Raw genomic sequence first — 223 nt, forward strand, 5'->3', positions numbered from 1 at the left:
ACGCATGCGTCAGCGAAGCGCGCAGTTCGATCGGCCGATACCTGGGCTTCTACAACGCCCGGAGACCTCACTCGAGCCTCGGCGGACGTACGCCCGATCAAACCTACTTTGACAATCTGCCACAGGCCGTGGCAGCGTGAATTGGCCGCGACTTGCGGGGCGTCACTCCGGCCGGGCTACGCCCGACCTCCATGACGCCCCGCAAGTCGCGGCCAATTCACGC

At 65.5% G+C, this 223-nt stretch carries 1 protein-coding gene; it reads left to right on the plus strand.

Going from position 1 to position 223, the window contains the following annotated elements; all coding sequences use genetic code 11:
* The coding region (locus FMM79_RS00005) for an integrase core domain-containing protein (RefSeq protein WP_148624999.1) at positions 1 to 140 on the plus strand (140 nt) is incomplete at its 5' end.
* Positions 141 to 223 lie beyond the last annotated feature (83 nt).

This window comes from Novosphingobium sp. BW1 (assembly GCF_008107685.1).
Lineage (GTDB): Bacteria > Pseudomonadota > Alphaproteobacteria > Sphingomonadales > Sphingomonadaceae > Novosphingobium.